General features: G+C 39.9%; 14 protein-coding genes. All 14 read left to right on the forward strand.

Annotated elements, in window-relative coordinates; genetic code table 11:
• Positions 1-4 precede the first annotated feature (4 nt).
• The 14 genes from mrdA to recJ all read left to right on the forward strand — a co-directional run bounded on the left by mrdA (position 5) and on the right by recJ (position 15,365).
• On the forward strand, positions 5-1,927 hold the full coding sequence (gene mrdA / locus MOQ65_RS00725) for a penicillin-binding protein 2 (RefSeq protein ID WP_257846357.1): 1,923 nt from the start codon (positions 5-7) through the stop codon (positions 1,925-1,927).
• A gap of 1 nt (position 1,928) precedes the next feature.
• Positions 1,929-2,852, forward strand: a complete 924-nt coding sequence (locus MOQ65_RS00730) for a P-loop NTPase (RefSeq protein WP_257846358.1) — start codon at positions 1,929-1,931, stop codon at positions 2,850-2,852.
• 8 nt (positions 2,853-2,860) lie between these two features.
• On the forward strand, positions 2,861-3,964 hold the full coding sequence (gene rodA, locus MOQ65_RS00735) for a rod shape-determining protein RodA (protein ID WP_257846359.1): 1,104 nt from the start codon (positions 2,861-2,863) through the stop codon (positions 3,962-3,964).
• A gap of 57 nt (positions 3,965-4,021) precedes the next feature.
• The gene (locus MOQ65_RS00740; RefSeq protein WP_257846360.1) at positions 4,022-5,905 is read left to right on the forward strand and encodes a TIGR03960 family B12-binding radical SAM protein; all 1,884 of its coding nucleotides are present in this window, start codon (positions 4,022-4,024) and stop codon (positions 5,903-5,905) included.
• On the forward strand, positions 5,877-6,572 hold the full coding sequence (locus MOQ65_RS00745) for a TIGR03936 family radical SAM-associated protein (protein ID WP_060923975.1): 696 nt from the start codon (positions 5,877-5,879) through the stop codon (positions 6,570-6,572). Before MOQ65_RS00740 ends, MOQ65_RS00745 begins: the two co-directional genes overlap by 29 nt.
• Before the next feature lie 116 nt (positions 6,573-6,688).
• A complete protein-coding gene (locus tag MOQ65_RS00750; protein WP_195185905.1) occupies positions 6,689-8,116 on the forward strand; it encodes an Rne/Rng family ribonuclease in 1,428 nt (475 codons plus the stop codon).
• A 26-nt stretch (positions 8,117-8,142) separates the two neighbouring features.
• Positions 8,143-8,718, forward strand: a complete 576-nt coding sequence (locus MOQ65_RS00755) for a manganese efflux pump MntP (RefSeq protein WP_257846361.1) — start codon at positions 8,143-8,145, stop codon at positions 8,716-8,718.
• A gap of 204 nt (positions 8,719-8,922) precedes the next feature.
• Positions 8,923-9,234: a 50S ribosomal protein L21 gene (gene rplU, locus MOQ65_RS00760; RefSeq protein WP_004698652.1), complete on the forward strand. Its 312-nt coding sequence runs from the start codon at positions 8,923-8,925 to the stop codon at positions 9,232-9,234.
• Between the two features lie 2 nt (positions 9,235-9,236).
• Positions 9,237-9,551: a ribosomal-processing cysteine protease Prp gene (locus MOQ65_RS00765; protein WP_119206461.1), complete on the forward strand. Its 315-nt coding sequence runs from the start codon at positions 9,237-9,239 to the stop codon at positions 9,549-9,551.
• Between the two features lie 12 nt (positions 9,552-9,563).
• On the forward strand, positions 9,564-9,848 hold the full coding sequence (rpmA, locus tag MOQ65_RS00770; protein ID WP_004696430.1) for a 50S ribosomal protein L27: 285 nt from the start codon (positions 9,564-9,566) through the stop codon (positions 9,846-9,848).
• A gap of 213 nt (positions 9,849-10,061) precedes the next feature.
• A complete protein-coding gene (locus tag MOQ65_RS00775; RefSeq protein ID WP_257846362.1) occupies positions 10,062-10,718 on the forward strand; it encodes an ABC transporter ATP-binding protein in 657 nt (218 codons plus the stop codon).
• Entirely contained in the window at positions 10,715-11,479 is a 765-nt protein-coding gene (locus MOQ65_RS00780) for an ABC transporter permease (protein WP_257846363.1), read from the forward strand. The genes MOQ65_RS00775 and MOQ65_RS00780 overlap by 4 nt, the downstream gene beginning before the upstream one ends.
• A gap of 289 nt (positions 11,480-11,768) precedes the next feature.
• Positions 11,769-13,187, forward strand: a complete 1,419-nt coding sequence (gene hydG / locus MOQ65_RS00785) for a [FeFe] hydrogenase H-cluster radical SAM maturase HydG (protein ID WP_060923969.1) — start codon at positions 11,769-11,771, stop codon at positions 13,185-13,187.
• A 195-nt stretch (positions 13,188-13,382) separates the two neighbouring features.
• The gene (recJ, locus tag MOQ65_RS00790; protein WP_257846364.1) at positions 13,383-15,365 is read left to right on the forward strand and encodes a single-stranded-DNA-specific exonuclease RecJ; all 1,983 of its coding nucleotides are present in this window, start codon (positions 13,383-13,385) and stop codon (positions 15,363-15,365) included.
• Positions 15,366-15,374: the final 9 nt, after the last annotated feature.

Consider the following 15,374-nt stretch of genomic DNA (forward strand, 5'->3'; position numbering starts at 1 on the left):
AAGAGTGCTAGAAGGCCTCTATAAACGGAAAAAAACGAGTCGCTTTGATGTACTCTTTTACATTGTAGCGGCCATATTTATAGTGTTAGCTCTGCGTTTGTTGACGTTGCAAATCTTGGCTGGTGGTTATTATCAAGCTAAGGCAGAAGGCAATCGATTGCGCATGGTTACAATGACAGCTGCTCGTGGTATTATGTACGATCGAAATGGTCAAATCTTAGTCGGTTCTAGACCAGCTTATACTATTTCTATTATGCCAACAGGCAAGGCCTTAGATGAAGGGGAAGTTGCCAAATTAGCAGCATTACTAAAAATGAAGCCTGAGGATATTACGAAGAAGGTGAATGACCACAAGTATGGTTATGAGCCAATTCGTATTGCCAACGATATTTCAATGGACGTAGTAACGACTATTGAGGAACACCGTCATGAATTACCAGGCGTAACGATTGATGTGGAGCCACTTCGTTATTATCCATATGAGACGATGGCATCTCAGCTCTTTGGCTATGTAGGGGAAGTGAGCGAGGAAGAATTAGAAGAGCTAAAACAGAAGGATCCGAATACCCTTGTTAGCGGCGGTACTATTCTAGGTCGTTCCGGTCTCGAAAAATTATATGATTCTATTTTGCGCGGCACCGATGGTGGTAAGCAGGTAGAGGTAGATGCTACAGGTCGCCCTGTGGCGGAGGTGGACCGGAAACATACGGTTCCCGGCTCTAATATTCATCTAACCATCGATGTGAATTTACAAAAGGCTGCAGAAGAAGCTGTTAAAAACCAGCTCGATCAACTGCGGGCTCAAGGTATTCCGGCCCAAGGGGCTGCTGTGGTGGCCATGGACCCTAATACCGGCGCCATTTTGGCTATGGTTAGTGCTCCTGAGTTCAACCCAAACTGGTTTGCGAAAGGCATTACAACAGCTCAGTGGAATCAGCTTAATAACGATAAGAATCATCCTTTTGACAATAAGGTTATTTCTGGTGAGTATCCACCAGGTTCTCCGTTTAAGATTATTACGGGGACGGCTGCGCTAGATCTTAAAAAGGTTACGCCTGAAGAGTTGATTTTTGATAGCGGTAAACATTGGCTTATTGATAAGCGTAATGCGGAAGGTGAAGCATTAGGTTGGCTTAACTTTAATAAAGCCCTTGCCAAGTCTGACAACGTTTACTTTTATGAAATGGGTAATCGCGTTGGCATAGAAGAGCTTGTAAAATATGCGGGCTATTTTGGTATTGGTGAAAAAACGGGTATCAATTTGGCGGGCGAGGCTGCTGGTAATATGGCAAGTCCTGCGTATAAGCGTAAAGTTTTTGATGAGGATTGGTATTTAGGGGAAACCTTTGATGCGGCTATCGGTCAGTCTTTCACCTTGACTACGCCGTTACAAATGGCAGTTATGCTCAGTGAAGTCGCCAATGGTGGTATTAAATATCGACCATATGTGGTAAGCCGTATCGATAATAAGGATGGTACCCCAAAAGAAATCTTTGGACCTGATAAATTAGGTATTCTACCAGTTCCTAAAAATATTATGGACCTCATTCGAGAAGGTTTGCGTGATGTTACTAATGAAGGCGGTACAGCAGGGGATTTATTTAAAGGTTTCCCAATTAATGTAGCTGGTAAGACGGGTACTGCGGAAAATGCACATGGCCGAGATCATGGCTGGTTTGTAGCCTATGCACCATATGATAAGCCACAAATTGTTGTGGTTGCACTTGTAGAACAAGGTGGATTTGGTGCTGGAGCTGCAGGTCCTATCGTACGTGATGTATTGGCTGCGTACTTTAATGTACCAGTGAATAAGAAATCTAATGATACAAATAGTAAAAGTAACAAAGAAACCGCTACTGGGGCCAATACTGCTAATGGACAGAAGCCGCAGAATACGGTAACGAGTGGGCAACCAAGAAAGGATTAGTATGGGCGAAATCATCGGTGTTGTATCTGGTAAGGGTGGTGTAGGTAAAACTACCATTACCGCTTGCCTAGGTGCAGCCTTAAGTCATGCAGGGCACCGCGTATTGCTCTGTGATGGGGACTTTGGATTGCGCGATTTGGATCTTGTGTTAGGTGTAGCAGATGAAATCATCTATGATGCACTAGATGCGAGTGAAGATAAAGAATATACAGACGATGCTATTGTAACAATTGCAGAAAATCTAGATTTCTTACCGGCTAGTCAAAGTGCGCGCTGGGAAGATATAGGTCGTAAGAAGTATAAGAAATTAGTCCGTCGACTTTGTGATGTATATGACTATATTTTGATTGATGCTCCAGCCGGTATTGGTAAGGGCATAGAGTCTATTTTAGACTTGGTAAATCGCTGTATTGTTGTAACACATCCGTTGTGGGTATCCTTACGTAATGGAGCGCGCATGATTCAAGTGTGTGAGGAACATAATATTCGCGATTTTGCTATTGTATTTAATGCAGTACCTACAGATGGGGAAGACATAGACTTATACGATATGCTAGAAGTTCTTCGCGCCGAATATGTAGGGGCTATGATTCCTTATGATGAAGATGTGTTAACCTATACACAAGATGGACATCTGTTAGAGCTTGCTTCTCATGAATTCCGCAATGTATTAGCACCTCTTGTAGACTATGTTGTAACTGGGGATTGCTGGGAAGATTATGATGTACAAAAGCAATTTGATGCCTATGTAGCGAAGAAAAAGGCTGCTACAGAAAAACAAGGTACACCTACACTTGCTGCAGCTGGTGAGTCTATCTTTGAAGACTCGAATAATGTTCTCTATATTAATCGCGGCGGTTGGACTACTCAGCGCTTATTAGTGCAAGGTAAGCAAAGCTTATGGCGCCGTCGTAAATTGAAATAGGTGATATGATGTGGCGGAAACTATGGAACGATAGCGACTGGGCTATTATCATATGTACTTTCTTACTTGTTTGTATTGGTTTAGCAGCCATTGGCAGTGCAACCCATGTTAATCAAGAGCCTATTGGATTTGGTAGTTTAGTAGTAAAACAACTTATATTTTTCCTAGCTAATGTAGCCGTTGTGATAGGTATGCAGTTTCTTAACTACCATCGCCTAAAGGATTGGGGTAATATCATTTACGCCATTACCCTTTTGATGTTGATTGCCGTTATGGCCGTTGGTACCTCTGCATTGGGGGCCCAACGCTGGATTCAATTGGGACCTATTACGATTCAACCATCAGAGTTTTCTAAATTGCTCATGATTATTTGCATGGCTAAAATGCTAGAGCCTCGTATTGGCAAGTTAGATACATTTAAATCATTAATATTGCCTATATTATATGTTGGGGTACCTATTGCACTCGTATTCTTACAGCCTGACCTAGGTACATCTCTTGTGTATATTGCTATTTTTGTGGGCATGTTATTTATTTCTGGTATTAGAACAAGACTTATAAAAATTATTGCCGGTACTGGTTTATTATTGATGCCTTTAGGTTGGTTTGTACTGAAAGAATACCAAAAACAACGTATTCTCGTATTTTTAAATCCAGATATTGATCCTTTTGGATCTGGCTATCATATTATTCAGTCTAAGACTGCCATTGGTTCAGGTTTGATTTTTGGTAAAGGTATCTTTAATGGTACGCAAAGTCAGTTGAACTTCTTACCAGAAAACCATACGGACTTTATTTTCTCCGTTATTGGTGAAGAATTTGGTTTTGTAGGTTGTATCATTGTATTGTTCTTGCTCTTTATGCTCATTTATCGGAGCATTAAAGTAGCCTATATGTGTAATGATAATTTTGGTATGTTATTAGCTACAGGTATTGCTACCATGTTTACCTTTGAGGTACTCGTTAATGTAGGTATGACTATTGGTATTATGCCTGTTACAGGGATTCCATTGCCATTCCTTAGCTATGGTGTCAGTGCGTTGACTACGAATATGTTGAGTATTGGTATTTTGTTAAATATCGCAATGCAACGGACAAAATATATTTTTTAAATAACCTATATATAGGATTGATTGTGAAAGAAGTCTTTCAGAAAAGACGGAGGATGTATGATTCAATTAGATACGTCATGGTTACAACATGTCCAAAAGCCTGCTCGTTATACTGGTGGCGAATATAACAGTATCGTAAAAGATCACAGTACTGTTGATGTAACAATGGCATTAGCTTTTCCAGATGTATACGAAGTGGCTATGAGCCATTTGGGCATCAAAATTTTATATGGTCTTGTAAACCGTCGTGAAGATGCAGCAGCGGAACGTGTGTTTGCTCCGTGGCATGATATGGAAGAGGAAATGCGCAAGCGCAACATTCCTTTATTCTCTTTGGAAACTCGTACGCCTATTAAAGACTTTGATGTACTAGCCTTTACGCTTCAATATGAGATGAGCTTTACTAATATTTTGAATATGCTCGATTTGGCTGGCATTCCTATGTACGCTAAAGATCGTGATATGGATTTCCCGTTACTCGTATGTGGTGGCCCATGTGCATTTAATGTAGAGCCTATTGCAGATTTCTTTGATATTGTATCTCTCGGTGAATCCGAAGAATGGGGCGATGAATTTATCGACCTCTATAAAGCTGAAAAAGCAAAAGGTTTCCCTGGTGGTAAAGAGGCGTTTTTGCGTAAAGTGGCTCAAATTCCTGGTACCTATTGTCCAGCGTTATACGATGTAGAATACACAGAACAAGGCGATTTTAAATCTATTATACCTCGCTTTGAAGATGTACCGGCAGCTGTAGAGAAACGCATCGTAGAAGATGTAGAAAATGTGTTCTACCCTACAAAACCTGTAGTACCTTTCTTGGATATTGTGCATGACCGGGCAGTACTAGAATTATTCCGCGGCTGTACACGTGGTTGTCGTTTCTGTCAGGCTGGTATGTTATACCGTCCTGTTCGTGAAAAGACGCCAGAGCGTTTGCTTCAAATTGCTAAGGATACGATTGCTAATACTGGTTATAATGAAATCTCTTTGATGAGTTTGAGCTCTGCGGATTATTCTAAATTGCCAGAGCTAGTAGATATGCTCATGGAAGAGTTCAAAGATAAACAAGTGAGCGTAAGCTTGCCATCCTTGCGCATCGATAGTTTCTCCATCGATATTGCGAAAAAGGTGCAACAAGTACGTAAGAGTGGTCTTACTTTTGCTCCTGAAGCGGGTACACAGCGCATGCGCGATGTTATCAACAAAGGCGTTAGCGAAGAAGATTTATTGGCAGCGTGTACAAATGCCTTTAAATCTGGGTGGAATACAGTTAAACTGTACTTCATGATGGGCCTTCCTACTGAAACTGATGAAGACCTAGCAGGTATTGCTGATTTGGCGTACAAGGTGCTTGATTTACACCGTGATATTACGGGTAAACGCAATGGTTCTGTAACTGTGAGCGTATCCTTCTTTGTGCCAAAAACACATTCTCCATACCAATGGTATGGTCAACAAGATGTAGAGGAAATTCATCGTAAGCAACGGTATTTAAAATCTCTCATCAATAATCGCAATATTTCCTATCATTACCATGATGGCTATACGGGCTACATGGAGGCTGCCTTTGCTCGTGGGGACCGTAGATTATCTGAAGTTCTTGTAAAAGCCTGGGAAGCAGGTTGTAAATTTGATGGTTGGACTGAGTTCTTCAACTATGAAACTTGGTTACAAGCATTCGCTGACTGTGGTTTAGATCCTGCATATTTTGCACGTCGTACTCGTGATTTCGACGAACCATTACCTTGGGATCATTTAGATTGCACTGTAAGTAAAGCTTTCTTGAAACGAGAGTGGGAACAAGCGGTAGAGGCAAACTTAACAAGTGATTGCCGTCGCGGTCCATGTAAGGGCTGTAACGTATGTCCAGAGCTAAATACTGCAATTATTGACTATAAGGAGGGTGGCAGAGTTGAAAAAGTTACGTTTGGCCTTAAATAAAGGCGAAAAATTGCGATTCTTGTCGCACCTTGATTATGCACAAGCAGTAGAACGTATGATTCGCCGCGCAGAAATTAAAATGGCTTATTCTGAAGGCTTTAATCCACATATGAAAATTAGCTTTTCCTCTGCACTTGCCCTAGGTGTAACAGCGGCGGCTGAATATATCGATATGGATGTGCTAGAAGAGGACTCTTTAGAGTCTATTATGGAGCGTTTGAATCGCGTAGCACCGCCAGGTCTTGAGGTGCTAGGTGGCAAGGAAATGCCTGAAAAGGTTAAAAAGATGATGGCTATCTGTAACTTTGCTATTTATGAGGTAACAGGCCCTGTAACAGATGAAAACGCTGATTGGAATGCATTACTAAAACCTTTCAATGAAGCTACGGAGATTTCTTATGAAAAGGTAACGCCTAAGAAAACTCGCACTATTGATGTGAAAGAATTTGTAAAAGAACCTATCGTAGCATCTGTTAAGGACGGTATGGTAACCCTTACTATGGGCATTGGCATCTATCCGCAAGGTACAATCAAACCTAGCGAAGTGTGGAATCTTGGTAAAGACCAATATAATTGGCCTATTACAAGTGGCTATGAAATTCATCGTAAAGCGATTATGGTGGAAAATGAAGATGGTCGTTACACTCCATTGGAAATTAACTACTAATACTCGTTATATACATCTAAATTACTAATATCTTTACATAAATCTTAAGCGATTTATATACGCTTTAGTGCTTTAAAAGAGCTATATATTTTAAATTGAACGAAGGGAGGGATAGGATGCATAAAATTTTGGTCAATGTTATGCGAGAAGAAATCCGCATGGCTGTTATCGACGAAGAAGGGCAGTTAGTAGACTTTGTCTTAGAGCGTACTGATGAGTCTCATATGGCAAATCATATGTATAAGGGCACTGTTAAGAACGTGTTAAATGGTATGCAAGCGGCCTTTGTTGATATAGGAGGCTCTCAAAATGCGTACTTGAACCTTCAACAGGGGAAAGAACAGAAAATCTTGCCACGCCTATCTGTGGGACAACAAATTCTCGTACAAGTGGTAAAAGAGGAAATGCTTGGTAAAGGCGCTCGCGTTACAGCTGATGTGAGTTTGGCAGGACGTTTTATGGTGCTTTTACCATATTCTGAAGGCATGCATATTTCTAAGAAAATTACTGATGAAGCAGTACGTGCTAAATTACAAGAATTAGCAGCGCCTTATGTACAGGAAGGCTGTGGATTTATTATTCGTACCGCAGCTGCCAAGGCTAGTGCTGACGAAATCGGTCGTGATATGGAATATCTATGGCGTACATGGCAACATGTGTTAAAACGATTTAAGGTTGCTAAGAGTGGTACTGATCTCTATAGTGATGCGGATTTTTGGTTCCGTCTTGTACGAGACTATGCGCATCGCAATGTAGGAGAGATTATTGTAGATTCTGATATGGGTGAGTCTCGATTGCTGGATCTCTTAGGTCATGGGCCTACATCACAGCAAATTAAAGTGACACGTCACCGAGGTAGCACACCTATCTTTAAAGCCAATCATATTGAACCACAATTAGAAGATCTTATCTCTCGTGATATTAATCTACCTTCCGGTGGCTCTATCCGTATTGATCATACGGAGGCTCTCACCGTATTTGATGTAAACTCGGCTCATTACACAGGTAAGTCTAATAAGTTAGAAGATCTGGCTTTTACAGTCAATAAAGAGGCGGCAAAGGAAATTTGTCGACAATTGCGATTGCGCGATATTGGTGGTATTATCGTCGTCGATTTTATCGATATGAAGGATAAGTCCCATCAACAAGAGTTGTTAAAATTGTTGAGCGCACAAGCCAAGTTAGACAAGATGAAAACTGTGGTATGTGGTATTAGTTCGCTTGGTCTTGTGGAGATGACAAGAAAGCGTGCCCGTCAAGGTTTGCAAACTTTGATGTTTGATACATGTCCTCAATGTGGGGGAACTGGATACATGTTGTCAGGCAGAACTGTATACATGCAAATTATCCGTCGTATACGTGAGCTGTTTAAATCAGGTCGCATTAAATCTAATCTAGAAATCGAAGTACATCCAGAGGTAGCCCAATACTTAACTAAGGCTGTTCTTGAAGAGTTAGGAGATTCTATAGGGCGTAAGATTTCGATTGTAGTGAATTCACAAATTAGCCGAGAAGGATATTCTTTGATGGCAGTAGCAGAATAAGTAAGTAGTTTTTATAGGTGAGTTTCGTGTCTGTATTTGAAATTATATTAATTAGTATTGGTCTAGCTATGGATGCCTTTGGTGTATCGATTGGTAAAGGTTTATCAATGCCGGTAGGTGAAAATGGCCGAAAGGTTACATTGGCATTCTTATTTGGGTTATTTCAGTTTCTCATGCCTGTTATGGGCTGGCTTATTGGGCGACAGTTTATAGATGTCATATCTGAATGGGATCATTGGATTATCTTTGGCCTTCTCGGCTATTTAGGTATCGCTATGATTAGAGAGGGGCTTAGCGATGAAGATGATGAAGATGATGATAAACAGTTTTTAGGCGTTTGGGAAATGATGATGCTCTCTGTAGCTACCAGCCTTGATGCTATGGCTGTCGGTCTTACCTTTGCCTTCATGCCCATCAATGTGTGGGACGCATCTGCTATGATCGGTGTTATTACCTTCGGTATTTCTTTAATTGGAGTATACTTAGGCAAATTTATGGGCCAGTTTGTTGGGAAATATGCAGATATTCTCGGCGGTGGTGTACTAATTCTCATCGGTACTAAAATACTTTTACAACATCTCGGAATTATCGGAGAATTTTAGAGGTTTGTATATATATGAAAGTATCAGAAACTGAACTATTTATGTTGAGTTTTGTTTGACATGTATAGGTAAATAGGATATACTATATCAGTATTAGTTCGGTTTACTGAACTTTGCAATCCGCGTGAAGCAGGTTTAAACGCCCGACCGAAGTTCGGGTCGGGATACCGAATTCAGCGAGTTCGATAACAAGGAGGTGTTCTCATGTACGCAATTATTAAAACTGGTGGTAAACAATATCGCGTTGCTGAAGGCGATGTAATTACTATCGAAAAATTGGAAGCAGCTGCTAACGAGTCCGTTACATTCGAAGAAGTTTTGACTGTAGTGAATGACGGCGACGTTAAAGTTGGCGCTCCTCTTGTAAACGGTGCAAAAGTTACAGGTACAGTTCTTGAGCATGGTAAAGGTAAAAAAATCTTAGTATTCAAATACAAAGCTAAATCCAACTACCGTCGTCGTCAAGGCCATCGTCAACCGTTCACAAAAGTTCGTATTGAATCTATCCAAGCTTAATTATGGTTTCTATTGAAATCCAGCGGAATAGTGATGGTCAAGTCATTGGTTGTCACCTATCCGGTCATGCAGGATATGATGAGCATGGCTTCGATATCGTATGTGCTGCAGTGTCTGCTTTAACGGCAACGGCAATGTTAGGACTTACCCAGATTGCTCAACAAGAAGGGGAATATACGAATAGCGAAGGTCGATGTGATATGGTTCTCTCTGGTACGATTAACCAGAGTGGACAGGATATTCTGGGGACTATGCTTCTCGGTCTAGAGGAAATTAGCCGTCAATATCCAGAGTTTGTCCAAATACACGAAATATAGGAGGTGAACTTAATGTTTACTTTTGATTTGCAATTGTTCGCACATAAAAAAGGTGTGTCCAGTACTCGTAATGGTCGTGACAGTGAATCTAAACGTCTTGGTGTTAAATGCCATGATGGTTCCATCGTAAAGAGCGGTAACATCATCGTTCGTCAACGTGGTACTCACTTCCACCCTGGTACTAACGTAGGTATCGGTAAAGATGACACTTTATTCGCACTTGTGCCTGGTAAAGTAGCATTCGAACGTGCTGGTCGTTACAACCGTAAAGTTAGCGTATACCCTGTAGAAGCTTAATTTTACAAAGATTATTAATCCCTAGTGGTTTTCCACTAGGGATTTTTTGCTTTCTGTAGTATGTGTCTGATAGATATATTATAATTAAGTTTAGCATTATCATATTGGCAATGATATCATAATTAGAATCATTATGCTTAAGAATACTAAATAACTAGCAACAGTGAGCCGATATTTTGCTTTTAATACACATATGACGAGATAGGGGGCATTATGGCACTGCTAGAATTATCAAATATATCTTATATTATAAAAGACAAATCTATTATCAGTGATGTATCTTTATCGGTAAATCAAGGCGATTATATTACTATTGTAGGTCCTTCTGGAAGTGGTAAAAGTACACTTTTAAAATTATGTAGTGATCTGATTAGTCCTACATCGGGAACTATTACTTATAATGATCGTCCTTTAACGGCTATAGATCCTGAATCTTATCGTAGAGAGGTGGGCTACTGCTTTCAAAGACCTTATTTGTTTGCGAAAACAGTACGTCGTAATATTCTATTTCCTTATGATATTCGCGGTTTAAAACCGGATATGAGTCGTATAGAATATCTCTTTGATTTACTACATATGCCACTAAATTATATGGAGCGCCCTAATGATGAGTTGTCTGGTGGTGAAATGCAACGAATATGCCTTATTCGGAGCCTTATTTTCGAGCCTAAAGTGTTGCTTTTAGACGAGGTTACGTCTGCCTTAGATGCGACGAATACATCTATTGTAGAAAATGTGATTGATGAGCTTCATAAAAAGGGGATCACCATTATCTCCATTACTCATAATGAAGAGCAAAGCTTGCGTATTGCAAATCGCCGCATCACTATCGTAGACGGTCAATTAGCTAAAGAGGAGGTACTGATATGAGTCAGTTTCAAACTATATCTACTATATCGTTGTGCCTTGCATCAGTGCTAGTTATTATTAGTATGATTATGTCTTACCGACAAGAATTGAAGCTAGAAAAGGATATTTTCATCAGTGCTATACGTGCTACAGTTCAACTATTAGTCATCGGGTTTATTTTATCCTATATTTTTAGTACGGAAAGTCCAATATTTATTATTGGCTTACTTGGATTTATGGCTTTTAATGCCGCTTATAACTCAGCTAAACGAGGGCAAGGGATTCCGCATGCGTTATGGATTTCCTGGTTTGCTATCACCATTGGTGCATGGATAACCTTATCTATTTTATTGGTAACTGGCGTGCTTAGTTTTACTGCGTACCAATTGATTCCTGTTGGTGGTATGGTCATTAGTGGTGCTATGGTAGCCATTGGGCTTTGTTATCGTCAAATGCTATCAAATTTTGAATTGCGTAAACAAGAGGTGGAAATTAAATTAGCCTTGGGTAGTACACCTAAACAAGCTTCGAAAGCAATAGTTCGTGATGTTATAAAGACGGGTCTACAACCTACTGTAGATAGTGCCAAGACATTAGGTATCGTATCGCTGCCGGGGATGATGACAGGCCTTATCCTAGCAGGCATGCCTCCATTAGAAGCTGTAAAATATCAAATGATCGTTACATTTATGTCGTTATCCACTATATCGATTGCTTGTTTTATTACGTGTCAATTGGCATATAGAACATTTTTTAATACTAGAAATCAATTATATAAGTAATTTCTATTGAAATGTTAATAGTAAATAAGGAATTAATTTAATTACATACATTTTAGTCATATTCGATATAGATAATCGATATAAATTAGAAATTCCCATACTATAAAGGTTGCTTCCTCTTATGAGGGAGTAACCTTTTATTATTGTGTGTCAAATTCCTATGTTTTTTAGTAGGAATAGTGGTATACTATGTACAGTATCAGTGAAATACCAGAAGACTGGTTGTCATATACTTTCATATACCTAAAGAGGGGTGGCGTTGCCACTAGAAAGATTTGAGGTAAGTACTATGTATGATGTAAAATCTCCAAAGGCGGAGGAATTTATTTCCCATCAGGAAATCCTTGACACCCTTGCCTATGCAGAGGAAAACAAGGAAAATCGGGAGTTGTTAGATGCTATTTTAGCAAAAGCTGCTACATTTAAGGGGTTAAACCATAGAGAAGCAGCTGTTCTATTAGAATGTCCGTTGCCTGAATATAAGGAAAAGCTTTATGCGTTAGCTAAAGAAATCAAGAAAGCTATTTATGGCGATCGTATCGTTCTATTTGCACCATTATATTTGTCTAACTATTGTATTAATGGTTGTGTATACTGTCCGTACCATTCTAAAAATCGCGATATTAAACGTAAAAAGTTGACTCAAGATCAAATTAGAGAAGAGGTTATTGCCTTAGAAGCAATGGGGCATAAGCGCATTGTTATTGAGTCTGGTGAAGATCCTCTTAATAATCCTCTTGAATATATTTTGGAATCTATCAAGACTATTTACGGCATTAAAAACAAAAATGGAGAAATTCGCCGTGTAAACGTAAATATTGCAGCTTGTTCCGTTGAGGATTACAAGAAATTACATGAAGCTGGTATTGGTACATATACATTATTCCAAGAAACGTACAATAAAGAGAACTATGAAGCACTTCATCCAACAGGCCCTAAGAGCGACTACGCCTACCATACAGAGGCGATGGACCGCGCTATGCAAGGTGGCATTGATGATGTAGGTATCGGTGTTCTTTATGGCTTAGAACATTATAAATATGATTTTGTAGGTTTGTTGATGCATGCAGAGCATTTAGAAGCAGTATTTGGTGTAGGTCCACATACAATTTCTGTACCTCGTATTTGTCCAGCTGATGATATCGATGTAGATGATTTCAGTAATGCTGTACCTGACGATATATTTGAGAAAATCGTTGCTCTTATTCGTGTATCCACACCGTATACAGGTATGATTATGTCTACCCGTGAAAGTCAATCCATGCGTGAACGCGGTTTGGCATTAGGTATCTCCCAAATTAGTGGGGGCTCTCGTACTAGCGTAGGTGGTTACAAAGAAGAAGAGAAACCAGAGGATAATTCGGCTCAATTTGATCGCAGTGACACACGTACATTAGATGAAATCGTAGATTGGTTACTAGATCTTGGATATGTGCCTAGCTTCTGTACTGCATGCTATCGAGCAGGTAGAACAGGGGACAGATTTATGGCCCTCGCTAAATCCGGTCAAATCCATAACTGTTGCCAACCTAATGCATTGATGACATTGAACGAATACATCATGGATTATGGTGATGAAAAAACTAAAGCTCATGGCGCTAAGGTTATTGAACAACAGTTAGAAAATATCAAAAATGATTTAGTTAAAGATAAAGCTAAAGCTTATATTGCACAGATGAAAGACGGCGAACGAGACTTCCGGTTCTAAGTAATTCACTGATCGAGAACCTCCTATTGATAATGGGAGGTTCTTTTTTGTTGAGAAAATGTCAAAAGTTAAATGAGAATAAAATATATAAAATGGTTTATTTTATTCGCTTTTTGATGTATAATAAATAAAAATGATAATGATAATACGTTGAAGTTTTATACTAATATTGATTATAAACTACTGAGGGATATGATGATTAAGAAAAAACGTTGGCGCATTTCCACAAGCGACAAAGAACAAGAGAATATCTTAATCCGTGAACTTGGTGTGAACCCTATTGTGGCAAAATTAATGGTTAATCGTCACATAGATGTTGATGAAGGGCGTCGGTTTTTACAAGGCTCTTTGTCTGATTTGTTAGATCCATTCGCATTAAAAGATATGGATGTGGCTGTTTCGCTAGTTCAGGAGACAATTGAAAAACATAAACCAATCGTTATTTATGGTGATTATGATGTAGATGGCATTACTGCAACATCTGTTCTATATCGTTTTTTAAAGAAACTAGGTGCTGATGTTACCTATTACATACCAGAGCGTCAAAGTGAAGGGTATGGCCTCAATTTAGAGGCTTTAGAGCATCTTATAGAGCAAGGGACAGCTCTAGTAATTACCGTGGATTGTGGTATTAGCTCTTACGATATTGTTGAGGCTGTACGTGACCGTATCGATATGATTATTACGGATCATCATACGGCACCAGATATGATTCCACGAGCAAAGGCTGTTATTAACCACAAGCAAAAGGACTGTCACTACAAGGATAAGAATTTATCCGGTGTTGGGGTTGCTTTTAAATTATGCCAGGCATTGTGGCTTACAAAGACTGGTGAATGGTATTTAGATGATTTAGATATCGTTGCATTAGGTACTGTGGCGGACGTTGTGCCGTTAGTCGGTGAGAACCGCATCATCGTAAAAGCAGGCCTGGAGAAGATGAATAGTCAACCTAATTTAGGCATTAAAAAGCTCATCGATGTAGCGGGACTACATGAGCGAACTATAACATCTGGGCATATTGGTTTCACCTTAGCCCCACGGCTCAATGCAGCAGGTCGCGTAACCCATGCAACACGTGCTGTTGAGTTGCTAGTTACTGATAATACTGACATGGCTGAAGCGATTGCTGAAGAATTAAATGAAACAAATCGTGAGCGTCAAGAACTAGAGAGAAATATTCACGAACTAGCTCGTATCGATGTGGCTAACCAAGGCCATAAGGCAGACTATGTAACCGTTGTAGCCGGTGAAGACTGGCACCCTGGTGTTATCGGTATTGTGGCTTCTCGCTTAGTTGAGGAGTTTTATAAGCCGACCCTGGTTATTAGTATCCACGATGGCATTGGCAAAGGCTCCTGTCGTAGTATCGATGGTTTTAATATCTACGATGCACTGAAGTCTTGCGAAGATGTGTTATTACAATTCGGTGGCCATGCTGCAGCAGCAGGCTTCAGTATTGATGCAAATCGTATAGATGAATTGCGAGACCGTTTGACTGCATATTGTAAGGAGCATGTAACAACAGAGGAATACATTCCCGTTGTTGCTATTGATGCGGAACTACCCGTTGATGATATCGATGTAGATATTATTGACCGCGTATCAGCCCTTGAGCCATATGGTATGGCCAATAGTACGCCGGTCTTTGCCGTTATGGAAGCAATCGTACAAGATATAATGCTAATGGGACAATTGAAAAATCATTGCAAGGTGATTTTAGAAACCTCTAGTGGCACATTGGATGCCATTGCTTGGAATCGACCCGATTTATTTAAAACTATATTCATTGGAACTGTGGTGAAAGTAGCATTTTCATTGCAAAAGAATGAATGGCAAGGGATGGTTTCTCCACAGCTTATGATCCAAGCTATTGAACCGCTCACTGAAGAGCCGATTACGCTTTCCACGGAAGGTCTTAGACAAATGTATGTCATAGTAAAACAAGCTATGCGTGGTCGTAGTCAATCGGTGTATAATGTGGAACAAGAAATTTTGCGCCGTAAGCCGGCAGATCAAAATAATCGCAGTGCCCTTACATCCTTAGATGTATTTAAGGAGTTGGGCATCATAGAAGAATATACCAGTGATGATGGTCAATTAATGCTAAGATGGAATGCCATTGAAGGAAAATTAGATCTTGTCACGTCCGTAACATTTCTTACCTATAGTGTATAGGAGGTGACA

The organism is Veillonella faecalis, assembly GCF_024677885.1.
GTDB classification, from domain to species: domain Bacteria; phylum Bacillota; class Negativicutes; order Veillonellales; family Veillonellaceae; genus Veillonella; species Veillonella nakazawae.